The 17793-nt window shown below is 48.7% G+C and carries 7 protein-coding genes and 1 pseudogene; 3 read left to right on the top strand and 5 right to left on the bottom strand.

Annotation, left to right across the window (positions count from 1 at the left end):
* Nucleotides 1-488 precede the first annotated feature (488 nt).
* Nucleotides 489-572, bottom strand: a pseudogene (locus JW953_11220) (regulator).
* Between the two features lie 1951 nt (nt 573-2523).
* Complete coding sequence (locus tag JW953_11215) at nt 2524-3138, bottom strand: hypothetical protein (GenBank protein MBN1993265.1); 615 nt, start codon at nt 3136-3138, stop codon at nt 2524-2526.
* A 456-nt stretch (nt 3139-3594) separates the two neighbouring features.
* Between JW953_11215 and JW953_11210 the strand changes: the two genes are divergently transcribed.
* Genes JW953_11210 through JW953_11200 form a run of 3 tightly spaced genes read left to right on the top strand, consistent with a single transcriptional unit; the run spans nt 3595 to nt 13190 of the window.
* Nucleotides 3595-7497: an AAA-like domain-containing protein gene (locus tag JW953_11210; protein MBN1993264.1), complete on the top strand. Its 3903-nt coding sequence runs from the start codon at nt 3595-3597 to the stop codon at nt 7495-7497.
* Nucleotides 7497-10985 (top strand): AAA-like domain-containing protein, encoded by a 3489-nt coding sequence (locus JW953_11205; protein MBN1993263.1) that lies wholly within the window; start codon nt 7497-7499, stop codon nt 10983-10985. The genes JW953_11210 and JW953_11205 overlap by 1 nt, the downstream gene beginning before the upstream one ends.
* A gap of 45 nt (nt 10986-11030) precedes the next feature.
* Nucleotides 11031-13190 (top strand): AAA-like domain-containing protein, encoded by a 2160-nt coding sequence (locus tag JW953_11200; protein ID MBN1993262.1) that lies wholly within the window; start codon nt 11031-11033, stop codon nt 13188-13190.
* A 355-nt stretch (nt 13191-13545) separates the two neighbouring features.
* Here the strand turns inward: JW953_11200 and JW953_11195 are convergent, their stop codons facing one another.
* From JW953_11195 to JW953_11185, 3 genes are all read right to left on the bottom strand, one after another.
* Entirely contained in the window at nt 13546-14889 is a 1344-nt protein-coding gene (locus JW953_11195; protein MBN1993261.1) for an IS110 family transposase, read from the bottom strand.
* Between the two features lie 200 nt (nt 14890-15089).
* On the bottom strand, nt 15090-15854 hold the full coding sequence (locus tag JW953_11190) for an HD domain-containing protein (GenBank protein MBN1993260.1): 765 nt from the start codon (nt 15852-15854) through the stop codon (nt 15090-15092).
* A gap of 660 nt (nt 15855-16514) precedes the next feature.
* The gene (locus tag JW953_11185) at nt 16515-17684 is read right to left on the bottom strand and encodes a winged helix-turn-helix domain-containing protein (GenBank protein ID MBN1993259.1); all 1170 of its coding nucleotides are present in this window, start codon (nt 17682-17684) and stop codon (nt 16515-16517) included.
* Nucleotides 17685-17793 lie beyond the last annotated feature (109 nt).

Genomic DNA, 17793 nt, shown 5'->3' with positions numbered 1-17793 from the left:
TCATCACATCCTCCCAAAGATAATGCTTGATATCCAAGCTACTCCTGCAGCTTGTACACTTTCACCTGATAGGGGGTGTCGTATTGCGGCACCCAGAAAAACAGTTCCCAATCAATCACATCCTCGACGATGGCGCTGTAGGGCAACTCAGAACCCGGCCCCTGGCTGCCGACGAAATCGAGGTGTTTGTAAAACCAGAGGACGGTGTCGCCATCAACCTCGTTAGAAGACCACTCGAAGCGATAAGTGCCTCCCTGGGGCGCTTTCCACTGCAAGGCCGCGTCGCCCCGCGAGCGTATATCAACCTTCATCCGGTCCCGGCAAATCTCCAGGGTCATTTCGTTGGGGGCGTGGTAACACTCCGGCCCTTCGGCCATGTCCTGCCAGATGAAATTGTTGCGGCCTTTTGACCACAAATACCACCATTTCCGGCTCTGAATGGGACCGGGAAAATCGGCGGCGGAATCGGCCACCAGCACCCACTGCCGACTGGGAGTAGGCGTGGCCGGTGGGGGAGTAGGCGTGGCCGGGATAGGTGTGGCTGTGTGGGTAGGGGTGGGGGTTTTGGTCGGCACCAGGGTATCGCCGGTTTGCCCGGCCGTGTCGGCCTTGCGAGTGGCTGTAACAGTTGGGGTTGACCTCAAAGTAACAGAGTCCGGCCCACTAGGCCACCAATTGTTAACCACGCCCTCGCCCAACGGTTGCGTTGCCAAACTCTCCAGAGATAAGATATACATGGCCGGGTGGCCATCAGCCTCACGGACGGTGTAGGCCAATTGAGTGTTGTCGGGGGAGAAAACAGCATTAATCACCCGGTCAATTTCGGCCACAACCTTGCCATTGGCGGTGTTGACGATGAATAAAGTTCTTTGATCCGGCATTTTGATGTCTTCGGCCTCTACCGAGTTGTACACCAGGGCATACCGGCTGTCAGCAGAGAAGCTAAAACTCAGGCTTCCACCACCTTGGAGTATCGTCCAGCTATCATCGCTGGTCAGGCGGCGTAACTCGGCTTTGTGGCTAGGCTCTTGCTCCTGATTCTTTTGCGCTCCCTCAGGGATCTCGATTAAGATAAATTGGCCGTTTGGGGCCAATTCGCCGCTCACCCAATCCTGAGCAGTTACCAGCTTTAGGGCCTTGCTGCCATCGAATTCGGCCATAAATAAATGGTAATCAGAGCCATTGTCGTCAAGGTCGGTATAAACAAGATGCTCCCCATCGCTGGCAATATCGGAAGTGTAAATACCTTCAGGTAGTTGAAACGGTTCAAGAGCCAGGTTGTCGGCCTGCCCTAGATAATATTGGGTATCACCGCTGGGAGGATTCACGCTCACTAACAGCCGGCCGTCGTCGAAAAAGTTAAAATTGACCCATTCTCCCCGCTTAACCTGCGTCGTGGCGATGGTTTCGCGGTCAAAGACATACAAGGCTTCTTGGCCCTTTTCTCCCAGTTCGGTGGCGGTAAAGAAGATGTACCGCCCGGTGGGATCGAATTCAGCCCAGATAGTCGGACTATTCTTGACCAGGACAAAGACCCGCCCATTCGGCTCAATGGCGTACAGATTGGACCAGCCCTGTAAGGAACCTAACCGGAGCAGAGCGGCTCCGTCTATAGCGCGTTGGAAATAGGCCGAGGCGATCCCGGCGCAAATCGGCGTTGCCTGAGAGCCATCGGCGGCCAAACTGGCCAGGGTCAAGTTGTCTTTATTCCAATAGGTATAACTCAGCACCCCGACTCGGTCCAGGGAAGTTAGGGCTTCAAGCTGACAGCCAGACGGCAACACGCCCAATTCTTGGCCGACCTCGGTGACGAAGGGGTAGGCTGCCTTCTCATTCACCGAGAAAGGTAGAGAGGGAACATCCGGCACCTGTAACCTCCACGGCTGGTTTATCACCTCCTGCTTGACCAGAAAGGCCAGGCGGTGATTGGCAGGCTTCAAAATATAGTCACAATCTTCGACGCAAACGTAATTATTAGTGATGAAGCCGCCGATACCGATAGGAGTCAAAATCTGTCCATCTGCACTGATAGCGGTAATGGCTTGCGAGGGTACTCCGGCTACTGGTGAGGCCGGGTCCAAGCTTCTGAAATTGAAATCAATCACCAGAAAGGCATAGCCGGCTTGTTTGGGGGTGTAGGTTGTCTTATCAAGGAAACCTCCGGTGGTCAACTTTGTTTCTTGGCGGGCGTCGGTAAGCGTGACCTGCCAGCGACCGCCGCTAATTGGCACGCCTAAGCCCGCAATGGGGGTGGCGGTAGGAATAGGGGTCGGTGTTGGCGTGTTTGTGGGAGTAAGTGTCGGCGTGGGCGGCGGTGGAGTTGATGTAACGGTTGATGCTAGCGCTGGGGTCTGGGTGGTTTGGGTAACTTCAATCTGAATCGCGACTTCTGTGGTTGTAACATTACGCTCAGTCTCAGATGAGCCGCAAGCGCTCAAGATGATGCTTGTCAATAGACAAATCCAGACAAAAAATGATACTCTTTTCATTTCTTAAATCTCCTTTCTGCTAATTTGTTTCAACCTACTTCATGGATGATCGCACTACACTCGTTGAGTCATCCGACCTGGACTGTTGTGCGGATACTCGAAAGGTAGATGGTGAGTCAGGCTGAGTTTGGGGAGACTGCCCTGATAGCCAGCCCAGCAATATTGTTGCCCCAATCCAGACCAAAATGGTAATCGTACCACTCGCTTCGAACCGTTGACCAAATTCTGCCAATTCACGCCCATAGGTGCTTGGTTGGACCAAATATTCTGTGGGCAGAGAAAATATCAGCCAGAGTTTGTAGGCGCTATCCACCATTATCGCGGCTATTAGGCCGGTTACAGCAGCGCCCAGCCAGCGTAGCCAGCCCGGCGCTTTTTTGACAGGCTGATGACGCCAGAAACGCCACCCTCGTTCCAGCCCGTAGGCAGTTCCCAGAATAACTGGCCATAAGGCAAGATTGATAATGCTGCTAAATTTCTCACCATCAATTGCCATCTGCAGGATTGAAATCTGACCTCCCTGGTCTGTATCTTCAGATACATGTGTTGAAGATAATGGTATAACAGCAACCATAACCACACCTATTAACACAAATGAGACAAGATAACCAATTACCACAAAAACGATCATTCGAAGAAAGGTTTTCATTTGAATCCTCCTTATGTTTGATGACAACTACCCCTACAATATCAGGAAAGTTCTAAATTATCTCGTCGACAAAAGCCCCAAATTTACTCCAAATTCCCCCAATTTTTATTAACGGAAAACAGATGGTTTTTTTTCTTGCTATACTTAAGGAAAAATATTACAATGTATTCAGCAGAAATTGGGGAAGAGAAAAGGTGGGAAGTTCAAAGGATGTTTGTGTGCAGTTTGGCTCTGTCGGAGGAGCCGATAAGATGACAACCATGTCAAATTGGCCTCACGTCGTTCTCTCCGGCCAAATTGCTGGTTTGATCGAGATTAGCCGGTTAAAATAGATTTTTTGAGCGCCTTTTTTAAGGCGCTTTTTTGTTGCCAATGAAATGGATCATATTCGAACCCAGGTGATTTTCTCTGGTGAAATGCCTGGCGATTGGCTATCTAGAAATCAGGAGAATGCCAATGACGCCGCAGCAAATTGGCCGCTACGAAATCTTAAAGCTGTTGGGGCGGGGAGCAATGGGCGAGGTTTACCGCGCCTATGATCCTCAACTTAACCGCAAAGTCGCGCTAAAACTCATTACCCCGCCAGATTCAGCCAGTAGCAACGAATGGCGACGACGCTTTCAACGCGAAGTGCAAACTGCTGCTCAACTCAATCATCCCCATATCGTCACTGTTTATGACGTTGATTTGGATTACGAGCCACCTTACGTAGTCATGGAATTGCTCACAGGCGATACCTTGACAGAGTATCTGCAACAGAAGCCTCTGCCCTGGCAAGAAATTCTGACTCTGCTTCATCCTCTGGGCCAGGCTCTGGCTTATGCGCACCAAGCCGGAATCATTCACCGTGATGTAAAACCGGCTAATGTGATGTTTACCGGGGATAGGATTCTGAAGTTGGTAGATTTTGGTCTGGCTCGCTGGCAAGGCGGGGAACAGGTAACTCAGACCGGCGTCTTGGTCGGCACTCCGGTCTATATGTCGCCGGAACAAGCCAGGGGAGAAATTGTAGATGCCCGGACTGATATTTTTTCCCTGGGGATTATTCTCCTGGAGATGATTACTGGGCACAATCCACTGGATCAAGGTTCAGTGACTTCGACGATTGCTGAACTTTGTTCTGATACACCCGTTGATTTGACGTTACTAAATGAGAAAGTGCCACAGACAGTCACCCGCCTAATTACACGGGCTGTGGCCAAACATCGAGAACAGCGTTATGCGACCACTGAAGCGTTACTGACTGATCTTGTTAGTAGTCTGGATGATCAAGCTACTGTCTCAATTGTCCCTCCTCAGGCCAGCAAACCCTCTGCTGGCCTGACTATCCACACGAGGGATCAGACACGCTTACCTCCTGAGGTGGAAACGGTGCTTCGGACGATGTTCAGCGACTATGGTTGGCTTGAGATCGAAGCTGAATTTGGTTGTGGGCTGGGTGGTTGTCGTGTCTTCCGGGTGCGCCCGGTTGAAACCAGGGATAAGGTTCACCTGCCCTTAGCTGTCAAGATAGGACCCATCAGTTTAATTCATCAGGAGTGGCAGGCTTATCAAACCTGGGTCAAAGATACGCTACCGGAAATCGCCCGACTTGAGTCGCCGCCCACTTTTCCCTCTGGCAGCTTATGGGGTGGCCTGCGTTATACCCTGGTTGGCAGCGGCACTTTTGCCGTAGAGAGCTTGCACGACTACTATTTCCAGGCCAATTCCGGCGATCTGACCTGGGTGCTAAAAAACCGTCTCTTCAAGATCATGGGTGATAACTGGTGGCGGTTTCATCGAGCCGCTCGTCTTAGATTGCAAGCGGAGTACGACGCTTTATTACCTGTCAATTTGCTAATTAGACCCACGGACTCATCTCCTGCTGATGACTCGATTTCCATCGAGCCAGGTCACCTCCCCTCGTCTCATATCATCGACAAAGGTCACGTCCATCTTCGCGGATTTGTTGTCACCGAGATAGATGATGACCACAATCAGGTGACACTCAACGTACCCCCCAGGCCAACAACAGGTCAGCTATCGGATTCTTACCGCCTACGTCTGATGGATGTACCAGACATTGACCGCTACCAGGTGGGCCAGGTGGTTGACTCGCTTCATGGGATAATCGAAGCCTCTCGCCACAACTTGCTGATAGAGCAGACCCGTCACGTGATGGGCCAGACCTTTGACCTGTCCGCTGAACAATTAACATTGTCAACTGGCCAAACCACTTTGCCCTCTGTCTCCCTGCCAAATCCTTTGCTGGCTTATCCAAAAATTCTCAACACTTTCTTGACCGTCCATACTTCGACCATTCACGGTGATCTGAACCTGGAAAATGTGCTGGTAGACCCGGACACCCGCCAACCCAGCTTGATCGATTTTGCCACTGTCTGCCAGGGTCACGTTCTGCACGACTTGTTGCACCTGGAAACAGCCATCGTGACCAAGCTTATCCCTCCAACTCTGGCTGAAACTGGGTTAGAGCCGGAAACAATTTACGTTCTTTACCAACAGTTGCATAATGCTACCTTCCATCCTGATCGATTTGCTTCGCTTAAACCACTTCATCCTAGCCTGGAAAAGCCCCTGGCCATGCTGGGTGCCATTCGTGAGATGGCCTGCGAATGTCTCTTTAGTACTGCGGATTGGACAGAATATTACTTTGGTCTGAGTCTTTACCTGCTCGGTGCTTTGAAATTTGAAGACCTGGATGAGTTGCCGGAAGCTCCTAGACCCAAACAGGTTGCATTCTGGGGTGCGGCAACGTCGATACATTTGCAGGAAAAATCACAAGGAGACGAGCCTATGCCCCAATCAACTCAATTTTTCATTTCTTATAAACAGCAAACTGATTCTGACCGGGAATTGGCAACCTATTTGCATCAATTCCTGACTACCCAAGGCCACGCCGTTTTCATTGACCGTACATTGCGTACGGGTGATGACTGGTTGGAACAAATTGATCAGCAAATTAAAACCAGTGATTTTCTAATAGTGTTGCTATCAAAGGAGTCGGCTAATAGTGAAATGGTGCAAGCCGAAATCCGGCGCGCCTATGAGTATCGAAAGTTACAAGGTAAACCTCACGCGCTTCCGGTGCGGATGGCTTATGAGGAGTTATTACCCTACTCCATTGATTTCTTTTTGGACCCGCTGCAATACGTCCTATGGCAAAACGAAGCAGACAACGAGCGGGTTGGTCATGATATTCTGGCCGCCATCGAAGGCCGGTTACCGCCGCAAGTGCCGATTAAAACCAAACCTATGTCTGAAGGTCTTATCATCTCTGAAGATGGACGACCCACTATCAATGAGGAGACTCTGCCGCCGCCGCTACCCCAGTTCGACCCACGTTTTCTTGAAGCATTGGAAGCGCCAGGTCAGGTGATAAAATTGCGTGATAAGTTCTATATTGAGCGGGGAGCAGACGCCCGGCTTAAGCAACTCATGTTATCAGGAACCGCCATCGCTATTCGCGCTCCTCGCCAAACAGGCAAAACTTCTTTGTTAATGCGGGGTCTCCATTATGCTTATGAGCAAGGAGCTAAAGTTATATCGCTTGATTTTCAGGGTTTTGGCCATGACTCGTTGGCCTCGCCCGATATTTTTTTGTATGAACTGGCCGGGTTAATCTGCCATGAGCTTCGTCTTGACGAAACCAGCCTGGAAAAGGCGTGGCATGGTTCTCAGAGACCAGAGAAGAAACTGACATATTTCCTGGAAGATTATGTTCTGCGCGAATCCGATGCCCCGGTCATTCTGGCTATGGATGAAGCCGACTATTTGTTGCAAACCTCCTTCTATCAAGATTTTTTTGGCTTGATTCGCCTGTGGCACAACCGGCGGGCTTCTCATGCTCGCTATGGCTGGGACAGGCTCAACATTGTATTGGTCATCGCCACCGAGCCGTATCTCATCATTGCTGATGCCCATCGCTCGCCTTTCAATGTGGGATACACCCTTGAACTGGAGGATTTTAACGAAACCCAGGTTAGAGACCTTAACCAACGACACGACTCGCCTGTGCAGGAGTATAACTTTGGCGATTTTATAAAATTGCTGAACGGCCATCCCTACCTCACCCGCCAGGCGTTATATATCCTGGCCACAGAAAAGGTGAGTTGGACCGACCTGACGCGCATGGCGACCGCTGACCAGGGCCCCTTTGGCGACCACCTCCGGCGTTATCACTGGCTGCTGCGTAATGAACCTGATTTGAAAGCAGCCCTCAAACAAGTTATTCAGCTTGGTCGTTGCGACGACCAGATGGCTCGCTTCCGCCTCTTGCGGGCCGGGTTGGTGAAGGGGAGCGGCGAGGTCTATACCTGCCGTTGTGACCTCTATCGGCTGTACTTTCAGGACAAACTGTAATGAGCGTAGACTCAAACCCCTCAAAATTTTTTTTCGCCGGCGGCACTTTGAGAGCTGATGCTCCTTCTTATGTTAAACGCCCGGCCGATAATCAATTGTTCTACCTGGCGCAGGCTGGCGAGTTTTGCTATGTTCTCACCCCTCGCCAAATGGGCAAATCCAGCCTGATGAGTCGCACGGCTAATCTCTTACGCGCCGAAGGAATCCGCGTAGCCATTATTGATTTATCTGAGATTGGCGCAGTTACCACTGCTGACCAGTGGTATTTTGGACTGATTACCAGCCTACAAAAGGGGCTAGAATCTGCGATTACCCCAAACACCTGGTGGGCAGAGAAAGCTAATCTGAGTCCGGTACACCGCTTTACTGAATTTTTACGATACATCATTCTGGCGGAACCTGACCTGAAGTTCGTCATTTTTATTGACGAGATTGATACCACGCTCAAGTTAGATTTCTCCGACGATTTTTTTGCAGCTATCCGGGCTATCTACAACAAACGCGCCGATGACCCGGAGTACAATCGCTTGACCTTTGTGTTTTTGGGCGTGGCTGCTCCATCCGACTTAATGAAAGACCAAACTCGCACGCCTTTCAATATCGGCCAGGGGATAGACTTGCGCGAGTTCAGCCGAGAAGACGCCCAGGTGCTCCAACAAGGACTGGCAGCCATTTTCCCAAGCCAGGGCGAGACCATTTTTAACCGCATTTTTTATTGGACAAATGGCTACCCTTACTTGACTCAGAAGTTATGTTTAGCCGTAGCCGAAACGGGAGATGGGTATTGGGGTAATGAGCAGGTGGATGAATTGGTTAAAAAGCTTTTTCTCTCGGAAGAGGCGCGTCGCAAAGAAACCCACCTGGGACCTATCCGGGCCAGCATCAGTAACAGCCTAAGCCGGCGCCAACTGTTAACACTCTATCATCAAATCTACCAGAGAGAGGTGGTGCCAGAAGATGAACGGTCGCCCCTACAAAATCAGTTAAAGCTGATTGGCCTGGTGCGAACCGAACGGAATATTTTGCAAGTACGTAATGAAATTTACCGCCGGGTTTTTGACCAGGCTTGGATCAAAGCCAGTATGCCGGTTGACTGGACCCGGCGTATTGCTATCGCCGCCGTCCTACTCGTTGTAATTCTGGTTTCAGCTTTTGGTTTTTATATCTGGCAACAAGAACAACGGGCTAATGAAATCCTGGCTAACACCTACGAGGAGGATTTCACGAATACGACCAACCCAACTTTACGTCTTGACAACTTGGCTAACCTGTTTGGTTTGGAGGGATATGATGACAAGGCGCGCGTATTATTCACTGGCCTCCCCCCCGACGAGCAGATTGCGCTTTTCACTGGCGCAACCCCTGAGTTACAGCCACAGGTGAGAACGGTGATTAAAGGGGTATATACTGAACTGGGTAATACAGAGGAGAGCAATCTTTTGCTGACTGCCATGCGATCAGCTCTTGAATCGTCTGAAGAACCAGCCAGTGTGATTTTAGTCAATGAAATTGCCCGCTGGTTAGATGGCCGGGCTGCTGTCGCTGGACAAAAGTATGAAGAGGCAAGGCTGGCTTATAAATCCGCTATTGACCTGAATGATAAGAACCCCGCTACTTACTTTGAACGAGCGCTGGTTTTGGTTGCTATGGCCAATTACGAGGATGCCCTGGCCGATTTTGAAGTTGGACTGAATTTGGATAAAAACAGACAAGAACAGATACAACGAGCCTTACTTGACAATCCTCAACTCTATGAAATCTTATGGAAGGAAAAGGAAGCCCATCCTGCCCTCATCGCCCTCGTCCCCACTCCGACTCATACCTCTATGCCGGCTGCCATTTCGACCCCTGTCCCACCCACAACCACCTCCAGTCCAACCAGCACATCCAGCCCGACTGTTACCCCCACCTGGACCAGTACTCCCTCTCCAACTGTCAACCCCACCCCGGTTCCACCAACGGCTACTTTTACGCCAACCCCTACTCCTACGCCGTTGGTTGAAACTGATGCGCCCATTGCCTATATTGGCCCCCAAGAAGTTATTGATGTAGACATTAATCCAGGTAATCCCCAGGAAGTTTTTGTCGTGGTGAAAGGGGATGGGATTTACAAGAGTAGCCATGGTGGCGATGGTCCCTGGGGCAAATTGAAGGTAAACGCTTCAGGCGTAACCGCCTTCGTTATTGACCCTCACAATCCGGCCACGTTTTATGCTTCCTCCTGGAATGCTGTGCTTAAATCAACCGATGGGGGCAACACCTGGGAAGCTTACAGCAGTGGCCTGAGTACTGCCAATCGTTCTGTGGATGTCATCACAGTTCATCCCGAAAACCCCAATATTATCTATGGCGGCATTGGAGAAACTCTGATTGTTTCTACAGATGGAGGCAAAAATTGGAGTACCCACGCTGATGGGTATGGCAATGGGTTAGGGGTGAGCAGATTCTACCAGATTGTCGTTGACCCTTTTAATAACGACATCATTTATGTCGGCGGCGCAGCCGGTGAAATCTATAAATCCGCTGATGCTGGTCGTAATTTCATTCGTCTGGGCTTCAATGTTGGCGAGGGAGCCTTTAGTCTGGCAGCTCATCCCAACCAAAAGGATGTTTATCTGGCCGGGATCAACTCATACGAAGCGGGCATCATCAAGACTGAAAATGGGGTTGATTTTCGTTCAGTCAGCGCAGGTTTGATTTTTGGAGGAGCCGACTCGGCCTATTCCGCCATTACTTATGCTCCCAGCAATCCTGATATCGTTTATACCGGGAGTGGTTATGAAGACAACCGGGTGGCAAAAGGCATCTTCAAGAGTACCAATGGCGGCGAAAGTTGGCAAAATATTAGTAACGGCTGGGTTATTAACCCAAACAGTGGATGGCCTCATTACGTCAAAGCCATTGCGGTTCATCCCACCAATCCTGATATTGTGTTGGCGGCCACTGGGGCTGGTCTTTACAGAAGCGCCGATGGAGGAGCGACTTGGCGTACGCCGCGCGAGATACCGCCAGAACAACAGGAGTGGATTCTGATAGCAGACTCGCGCCAGGATTATCGTGTTCCGACTCAATATGGTGAGTGGGTCTACTTATGGGCTGAAAGCGCAAGTTCTATCAATTTTCAGCCAATGGTTGATGGCGGCAACGAATGTTATCGTAGTCCCAATCGTTCGTTCGAGTTAGAAATTTGTCGAGATACGTTTCGCGATTATTCGTCTGGAGGATTGGCGGTGCAATGGAAACCCCATCAGAATGGCACTTATCGTTTTGAATGGGATACGGACCATAGTTTTGAATTCCTTCAGCGGGGTAATCGTTTGGGTAGCGCGGGACCAGGTTCCGAACTTCCAAATAGCCGGGTTGTAAAGGATGCCGCTCAAGATTGGGATTCTTTCACTTGGTGGTTCAACTCTTGGCACAAAACATCAGATTTTGCGACCTACCATATCCGCATCTATATGCTGCAAGAGAAGTCTAAGGGTAAATGATTATGGGGTTAGAGGGATGGTTACAAAAAGAGAGGGCAAGAGAGAATGAGCCATAAAATTCACGTTTCACAGTTCTTCACTGCCGGCGGCACACTGCCGCCTAACTCTCCTTCTTATGTGCAACGCCCGGCCGATGACCAATTGTTCTACCGGGCACAGGCGGGAAACTTTTGTTATGTGCTTACTGCCCGCCAGATGGGCAAGTCCAGTCTGATGGTACGCACCGCTCACCGGCTGGAAAAGCAACAGGTAAAAACGGCTCAGATTGACTTGAATGATATAGGTACGGTGACTGCCGATGCATGGTATCTGAACCTGCTCACTGAGTTGGAAAGAGAATTGAGACTCTCAGTAGACGCTGAAGATTGGTGGCAAAAACAGGCTGCGCTATCGCCCGTGCAACGTTTTACCAATTTTTTAGGCGAAGTGGTCCTGCTGGAGATCGAAAGTTCTATTGTCGTCTTTGTAGATGAGATTGATACCACGCTCAAACTTAACTTCACCGATGACTTTTTTGTGGCCATTCGGGCGATGCACAATCGCCGCGCTATTGACCCAGTCTTTGGGCGCTTGACTTTTATCCTTCTGGGAGCGGCTACGCCGGCCGATTTGATTAAAGACCACAGCCGGACTCCCTTCAACATTGGCGACAGGATTGATTTACGTGAGTTTAGCCCGGCCGATGCTCAGATTCTCAGCCGGGGTTTGCAAAACATCTATCCCGAGCAGGGGCAAGCCATTTTCAATCGTATCTTCGACTGGACCCATGGACATCCTTACCTCACTCAGAAGTTATGCCTCAGCGTTGCCGAGTCAGAAGATGGCGATTGGCCCGTTGAACGGGTGGATAGGCTGGTGGAGCGGCTGCTTCTTGCAGCCGAGGCGCGTAATGAAACCAACTTACGCTTTGTCCAAAATAGCGTCGAGAATGTCGAGGATAACCAGCAGCGTCGCCAGTTGTTGAACATCTATAGGCGGGTGTATCGCGGGAAAAAGATTAAAGAAAATGTCCTGTCGCCAGAACAAAACCTGTTGCAACTCTTTGGTTTGGTGCGAGTTGAACAGGGTATATTGCAAGTGCGTAATGATATCTATCGCCGGGTTTTTGACTTAGACTGGATTAAGGTCAACACGCCTGTTGACCAGAGAAGGCGCATCCAGGTGCGTCTTCTCATGGTTATGGCATTATTAATCTTGCTACTTCTTGGTTCAGCAGTGTTGGGAACTTATACCAGATGGCAGAGAGAAGAACAAGCTCAAGTATACGAAAACAGCTTCAATAGCTCAGTCGATCCAACATTACGACTCAACAACCTGGCCAATTTATTCGAAATGCCAGGGTACGATGAAGTGGCGCATACTCTGTTCAACACGCTAACGCTTGATGAAAAAATCCAGCTATTTGACAATGCTACACCGGACTTACAGCCGCAAGTAAGAGAGGTCGTCAAGGGAACGTATACCTATTTGGCAGATACAGAGCCTAATAATCAGATACTGCAAGCAATGCAAACTGCACTTAATCTGTCAGAGGATGCAGAAAGCATAGCCCTGGCAAGTGAAGTTGGCCATTGGCTAAATGGGCGAACTGCCTCTACTCTTGAAGAAGCAAAGAATGCTTATAACGCAGCTATTGAGTTGAATAATCGGAACCCGGCTACCTACTTCGAGCGAGCTTTAATCCTGACTGCGCTGAGAGACAATAATGGGGCTTTGACCGATTTGGAACACGTCCTGAGTTTAAACAAACATTGGCAAGACCCCGTGCGACAAACAGTAGAAAGCAATAACCAACTCCATACGACCTTATGGGGTGAAAAAGAGGCATATCCGGCTTTAGTCAGATCCATGTCCCCACCAGAACTTAGCCCTGCCCTTGTCTCTACGCCTACAACTCGCTTAGGGGAACAATTAGATACGATTAAGAAAATTCAGGAAACATTAAATGCAATCTCCACCCCCATTCCCACCCCAATTCTTCCCTCTCTTATTCCTGTCCCAGATATTACCGACTTTGATCCCATCTTCATCCCTACTCCCCTTCCAGACTCTCTATTCAGACCTATCCCTACACCAATTCATATACCAGAAATTCCTAATATTCCCTCCATTCCTACAATTCACCCTATTCCCGACTATCAGCCCATTTATGTTCCTCCTCCAAACATTCCCGATTATCAACCCGTTTATATTCCTCCTCCTTAAATATTCCTCCTCTGAAAATATTGGACGGTTTTTTACCCTGTTTTGGGTGTTTGAACCGTCAAAAGACAATATAAGATCAAGCGGTGATACCTACTATTTGACATAACTAAGATTAGACATCCCGCAATTACCATTTCTTTTTGGTTTTGACGACTAATCCCTTGGCCACCACTGGAGATTAGCCTGGGTTAACGACTGGACGGATACTCGCTTGGACAAGAATCTCCTCTGCGTGCTCCCCCGTTTCCGGTTGGCGACAATTGGTGGTACCTCCGAGTATCCAGATCAAACTCCTATGCGGGTACACAACACCAGCGAAAAAAACGATCTTTGACCAGCCTACTTACGCTGAATATTAACCTGACGTTTCTTCAACCAATGGTTCGAGCCGAACAGCGTAGCCTAATTTGCTTAGGCGACGACTCAAGCGATTAACCACCGCCACTTTTTTGCGCTCATCAAAGTAGTTATCACCAAGATCACGATAAACTTCGTGATGAGACAACATATGATAAGCACTGATGATTATCGAATGAGCGACGGCAATAATGGCTCGTTTCTTGCCCCGTCGCCCCACCAGTTGTCGGTACTGAGCCGACAGGTAGGTGTCTTTGGTGCGAGAAGCAGCCCAAGCGGCTTGGCTCAAGGTGGACTTCAAAGCTTGATTACCGGGCTTGGTTTTGCCAGAGTAACGTTTGCCGGCACTCTGCTGATTGCCAGGGGCCAACCCACTCCAAGCGGCAGCATGTTTAGCCGTTGGAAAATGGCTCATATCCGGCCCCAACTCAGCCACAATGATGACGGCTATCTTCCAATCGACCCCGGGAATAGTGGTCAGCAAAGCAACCGCCAAGATGGCCGGCAATGACTGGTCGAGGGGCCAGGTCAGCGCTCGTTCGATCAGCAATTCCGTCAGCTCCTGGGCCTGTTCCATCGCCGGCAACGCTTGCTCCCCCATCGTTTCCAGGTGTTGGTCAATCCGTTTTTCCAGCAGAACCAGTTTCTCATCCAAATAATCAATGTGGCTCAACAATTGGGCCAGCATAAAACGATGATGCGCTTCAACTTGTCCGGTTAACGCTTTTTCTAACACGCCAATTTTCTTCCGCAGCCGCCCCTTGGCCAACTCAGCCATGACCGCTGGGTCGGTCTGACCGGCAATCAATTCTTCCAACATCGCCCGCCCCGATACCCCAAAAATGTCACTGACCACTGAAGCCAGCTTAATGTTTGCCCCTTCCAGCAGTTTCTGTACTCGATTCACCTGGCGCACTCGTTCTTGAACCAATTTGGTTTGATAGCGGGTCAGATCACGCAAATCTCGCTGAGCTTTGGGCGGAATGAAACTACCCTTGAGCAAGCCGTGTCTGAGTAACTCCGTTAGCCATTCTGCATCGCCCAGATCCGTCTTGCGTCCTGGCACATACTTCACATGTTGGGCATTGGTCAACAACACTTCAAACTCCCCTTCCGGCAAATTGTATATCGGCTTCCAGTAGTCGCCCGTACTCTCCATCGCCACATGCGTACATCCCCAATCCCTCAGCCACTCCACCAATTCCAGTAAATCTGGCGTGGTCGTGCCAAAAGTCTTGACCTCTTGTTCCACGCCGCCTCCGTTCCTCGGTCTACTTCGACAGGCCACCACCGTCTTCTTGTGAACGTCCAGACCTGCACAATGTGTGTATACGACTTGCATCTGTTACCTCCTAATGACTATCGTGGCTGATCAGATGCCTGTTTGCATTGAACCAGCCCGCAAGTTCAGTATATCATCACTTGTGTTGTTATTGTCCAGAACGCTGCACCCCATTTTCATTCTTGGTGGTGAGCCGTCAGGCTCGTGTTAACTCCTATCCCTTTAGAGATCAATTTTTAAGTACCAACAGTAGCAGCCATTTAACTATATTTTAGGGAAAAAACATATTGTCGGCACATGGCTATGTTAACTGGTACTTGATGCACCGCTCTCATCAATTTTGGAGGAAGCCCTTGCTCCAGAAATCTAGCCTCAATTTCCGCGAAAGTTTCGAGTCCGGGTCGAAATTCGACCTTGGCCAGAGAATCGGCCAGAAAAATCAAACCGATTTCGCGGGTATAATCTTGATGGCGTCGAGCCAAGACTGTACATTCTAATCGAAACTGGTCTGATTTCACAAAAGCTAGGTCAAAATTGCCCTGTTGATAACCAATCTGTCTGAGCTTGCCTAACTCGTAGTGTAAACCAGTTATGCTAGCAATGTAGTCGATCTGATCAGGCGACAACTGGGCAGCCAGCAGTGATCGGAGGACCAAGGGATCGTGACGGAGAAGTTGTTCAGAGATGGCCTCGTGTCCTTTGAAACTGCGGGAACCAGAGTGGTTAACCTTTCTGCCGGCCCATTTGCCAAGATCGTGTACAACACATGCAACCAAAAGCAATTCCCATTTAGATTTGTGTTGGACAAACTCATTCTTTAATTCTTGTATAAAGGGTACGCCCCAGGCCAGGCAGAATATAGGTACTTCGGTCTTCATCGCAATCAATACCCGCCGGGTATGTTCAAGCACACCCCACTGATGCCAGTCGGGATCATGTTCAAGTGGATCATCTATATCGTGCCAGTTTCCATCGATCAAGTGCGAAGCTAGGGACGGTAGTTGTTCCAAGATTAAGGCGCTCATAGAGGGGATATTCCTTTTGTCAGTTGTGGGGTATATTGCGTGGCGTCTATTCGATTGACTATCAGGTGCCACACAACACATAGTCGCTTGGTGAAAAATTTTTCTGGGAAAATAGGCCTTATTCTATTGCTCGGTCAGAGCGATGGACCTTGTAAAGTATCCAGGCATCATAGCCATAGAAAGCAGTGATAAGCAAAAAGAACATGCCTTGGCTTAGCGGAAGGCCGAAAAAAGCTATGTAACTATAGGGATCACTGTAAACAGATAGGCCCCAGAAAAAGATGCCAGTTGTCAATACCACCCCCAGCCAGCCACCCAATTTCGGATGCGATTTGGAGATGCTGCTAATTCCAATAATGGCGAGAAAGATTACCCAATTCCTGATCTAAACCCCTTTCATCGTTATCTGCTTTTATCTTTTACTGCTTTAACTTTACCAGTAAACATCTAACTCATCTCGCCAGAAAGTTCCCCAAAATTACCCCAAATCATACAGAATATTCAAACTTCAATATTGAGCAGGGTAAAATGGGACAAATTTTATATTATAGAAATATTTGTGGGAACAAATATTAGGATGAGTGTAGTGCGTTTAGCAGGGGACTATTCAATTATCTAGAGGGAACAATAGATCGATGGCATTTGGTCGAATTCTGGAAATCAACCTTTGACAACCAATACATAGCCAACACCCCAAACCGTTTTGATTTCTAAATATCGACCTATTTCTTTATGATTTCCTAGCCATTTTCTCAAGTCGTCCATCTGCCTACTGAGGGCTTGATAATACAACTTCGGCTCGTCCGGGTCATCTGAAGACCAGCCTATTTCTATCAGTTGCTCTCTAGTGCAGGTTTCACTGAGGTTCTGGGCTAGATAACACAGTAAACTTCTTTTCTTGGGGGAAAGCTCATTCAGGGTGACAGGCAGTTGACGATGATCGATTGTTTTGATGACAAGTTTGGTTCTATCTTTACCACAACTTACATCTAACACTATATTTGCCTTTTGTTGTGTTTTGAGAAAACTTTCAAACAAGGGGGAAAAAAGAGTTTGCCCTTGCAATACCCCATAGTTTTGGAGAACTTCTTTGACAGAATTGCCTACACTCTTCGTTGGAAGTGCTTCTTGAGCCACATCAATCAGGAAATTCTTATAGTATTGTTCCAAATCCTCCCAAATTGCGGCACATGCTGAACGAATACTTTTGTGCTCTAAAAGCTTCTCCGGTTTAGTGTCCACGGTTATTTCACCACTCAACATCAAATGGGACAAGTATTTGCCCAGCAAAGCATGTCCTCCTCCTAACTCATAAATCCTCTTTTTCACTTTCTCTTGCATGACCTGACTGAATTTATCAGAAATTCCTCCTGCTCGGTACCATTGTCTGTCAATTGAGAAAAAGGCATCTTTCTCATTAAGTAATGAGAGCCAGCAGATCGAATGATCTATACCCTGATCAAATAAACGCTCCACTCTGTAAAAGCCAGTCAGGTCTATATCAAGATTAGTCATGAAAATGTAGGTGATATTCAACTTTGGTCGCCTATTCCGCAAGCCATACAGAAAGTTTAGAAAGTCTTCACCTAAGGAATGTTGTAAAGACCGGTTAAAATTATCAAAGATAACAACCAGATCAATTTCATCTCCAAATTTTTGACTCTCAATTAATAACTGGTTTTTCAGTGTAGTCAGATTATCTTCCCCAAGTGCATCGACATTGGCACCTAGAGCTCTTAGGAATTCTATGTATATGCTGGGTGGATCGGTAGCAATATCGCAGTCAACTCTGATGATCTTTAGGGCATCTGATAAACCATACTTCTTCAAAACGTCGGGCCTATTAAAAATGAAGTAAGCGTTCAGGGGGGATTCTTCCGCTGAATTCTAGTCAATTTCTAATGTTCTTCTAGCGATATTCCGATACAAGTATGATACG

It is taken from the genome of Anaerolineae bacterium (genome assembly GCA_016931895.1).
In the GTDB taxonomy this organism is placed as follows: Bacteria; Chloroflexota; Anaerolineae; order 4572-78; family J111; genus JAFGNV01.
Note: the sequence above shows the minus strand (reverse complement) of the source record. Positions and strands in the feature narration are given on the sequence as shown.